This window comes from Collinsella sp. TF07-1 (genome assembly GCF_003437235.1).
GTDB lineage: Bacteria > Actinomycetota > Coriobacteriia > Coriobacteriales > Coriobacteriaceae > Collinsella.
In genome coordinates this window covers 1-2,623 of the sequence record NZ_QSRV01000043.1, presented here as the reverse complement: position 1 = coordinate 2,623, position 2,623 = coordinate 1, and the positions used below count along the sequence as shown (strand labels likewise).

Genomic DNA, 2,623 nt, shown 5'->3' with positions numbered 1-2,623 from the left:
ATGAGCCCGGAGAGGTCCCTGGTCGTCACCTCCCCCCGCGCGAACGCGAAGCGGACGGCGGCGAGCCATGTCCTCACCGCGCGTTCCATTTAGGGAGTCCTCGAGAAGTCGATCTCTCTGTGCGATAATCGAGCTATTGAGTCTCGCGAGTTTAGAGCTGGTGATATGCATTGAAAATCAAGATGAAAAACATCGGCAGGGTCGCTGAGGCCGATATCGAGATTAATGGTATTGCCGTGATCGCCGGGGAGAACGGGACGGGGAAAAGCACGGTTGGAAAAGCGCTTTATGCGGCCTTCAACAGCATGTCCGATTCGGAGAACAAAATCGACCGCATGAGGCGCAATAGTGTTGAGCGCGCCATCAGGAAGGCATATGTGGGAAGCCCTCTCGACTCCACGTCTCGCCACAGGCGAACTGCTGGAAGAATGAATAGTTTCATCGACAGGGTTTTTTCGGGCGAGTGCACGAGGGACGAGCTTATTGATGAGATAAAGGAGTATTACGGGGAGGAGATCTCCCGTGAGATCGAATCCGATTTCACGAATGGCGTAGCAGGAGTTGCCGATCAGATTATCGAGATCATGGATATCTCCGATGATGAGGTATTTCGTGCGATTGCGACAAACAGGTTCCGAAGCGAGTTCAACGGCCAGATCAATTCGGTTTTCGGCGAAGAGCCCGGGAAGGTCGAACTCCAGATAAAGGACGCATCTACGGTTTTCTCGGTTGCAAGTGACGAGGTGGCGGAGGTGCACGATAGGAGGGTTTTGCGATTCAGGGCGCATTATCTGGACGACCCGTTCCTGATCGATTCTCTCGGAGGACCCTACGGCCCCGCTTTTCGGTTCAAGCCCCTCCTTGGACACCAGGAGGAGCTGCGGCAAGATTTGATTCAGGCGACCATCCGTAACGATGACAGCGAGTCCTCGCTGTTCGAAGAGATCGCGAAGGAGCGACACCTGAAGGTTCTCATGGACAAGGTTTCCTCCTTATGTCCGGGGCATTTCGAGAGGAGCGAAAGTCGCGGTCACCTTACGTATCTCGAAGAGGGCTTCGCTCGGGGGTTGGAGCCTGGGAACCTTTCTGCTGGCTTGAAGACGTTCGCCATCATGAAGGTGCTCTTGAAGTCCGGCGTGCTAGATGCCGGAGGGACTATTATCCTCGATGAACCCGAGATTCATCTTCATCCTGCATGGCAGCTGGCCTTCGCCGAGATAATCGTGCTGCTCCAGAAAGAGCTCGGGATGCACGTCTTAATGAGCACCCATAGTCCATATTTCCTGAATGCGATCGAAGTGTATTCTAAGAAGCACGCTGTTGATGGATTGTGCTCATATTATCTTGCGGAGACCTGCACTGATGGACGCTCTCGCTTTGCCGATATAACCGGCTCGACTGAGGTCGCCTACGAGAAGCTGGCGGCTCCTTTTGATACGCTTGAGAGGGAGGAGTACGGCCTTGAGTAGCGACCTGTGCGCCTCCTGCCCTCATCCGAACTCTCCCGCGGTGCCAGATGGCAGCGATGGTTGCTCCCGTTGCAGGACCTGTATCCTAAGGGACTGCACGTCGACCATCTCCAAAACATCCAGAGACGGGAGCGTCTCTCTTGTGGATGACGATTTGCCTGTTGTCAATTTTGACTCTGTTAAAGAATGCTACTGCAAGAAGGTCAATAGGTGGATGCAACTCCCGCGCTCCGCCGATGCGCTGTATTGCGATCGGGAAACGTTATATCTAGTCGAATTTAAAAACGGCAGTCTGAAGGAGACGCTGGGGAAGAGGCTCAATCCCAAGGATGACGAAGAGCTTGGTATCAATCTTGGCCAAAGGGACGCCCTCATCGAGAAGTGCAAGGACAGCGTTTTGATCTGCTCGGACCTGTGGGGAAAGAGGACGAGATGGTTTCGCGAGCACTGCGTCTTTGTTTTGGTATACAACGAGGACAAGAACAAGACCGCGTTGAAGCGGGTTGCCAGCTCGATTAGGAAAAAAGCGCGTTTTGGGCTTCCTGACAAATTGAAAGGTTTTTGCGTGAAGGATGTCTTGACGCTAACCGAAAAGAAGTTTTCGACATCGCTCCTTTCAACTTGGCGAGACGCAGAAGAAATCGCGGAGGTCGACGCGTAGGAGACCGAAAAGCATCCGGTGGCTATTTGCTCCCGATATCGATCGTTCGTCTGCAGTCGGTTTTCTTTCCGCTGCGCCCGCCAGTTTGCGATGAGTCGCGCACCGTGTGAAGCTCAACACGGATGAAATACAAATATAATCCCCCCTTGCACTGTGTTGATAAATATTGCTCGTCGAACTCATCTGAACTGGGCTTTCTTGCATAGAACTGCCTGAACCTGAGCGTTTTCGGGTATCGCATTGCCCGATCGAGCACCATCGCGACCTTCTCAAGCTTGTCCTCGGGCGGACTCATAGCCACAGCCCCGCATGTCGTCCCGGTTGGAGCCGGGATGAGCCCTCAGGAAGCACTGCATGAAGTAGCGCATCCGGTTCACGGGCCCCAGCGGGTTCTGGCCGTCGGGAACGCCCTTGAGCAGCTTCGCGTTGTAGTGCTGGCTCTTCAGTGACAGATTGTTGACGGGAGCCGTGTGGCGCCCGGCTCCATGTCGTG

Annotated in this window: 3 protein-coding genes; 2 read left to right on the top strand and 1 reads right to left on the bottom strand. The window is 54.2% G+C overall.

Annotated features, from left to right (window positions below; all coding sequences use genetic code 11):
• The first annotated feature begins 170 nt into the window (after window positions 1-170).
• The gene (locus tag DXC67_RS10015) at window positions 171-1,469 is read left to right on the top strand and encodes an ATP-binding protein (RefSeq protein WP_117638257.1); all 1,299 of its coding nucleotides are present in this window, start codon (window positions 171-173) and stop codon (window positions 1,467-1,469) included.
• A gap of 142 nt (window positions 1,470-1,611) precedes the next feature.
• Window positions 1,612-2,130: a hypothetical protein gene (locus DXC67_RS10010; RefSeq protein ID WP_147327789.1), complete on the top strand. Its 519-nt coding sequence runs from the start codon at window positions 1,612-1,614 to the stop codon at window positions 2,128-2,130.
• A 269-nt stretch (window positions 2,131-2,399) separates the two neighbouring features.
• Here the strand turns inward: DXC67_RS10010 and DXC67_RS10715 are convergent.
• Window positions 2,400-2,623: hypothetical protein (locus tag DXC67_RS10715; RefSeq protein WP_233503231.1), on the bottom strand; the 224-nt coding region annotated here is incomplete at its 5' end.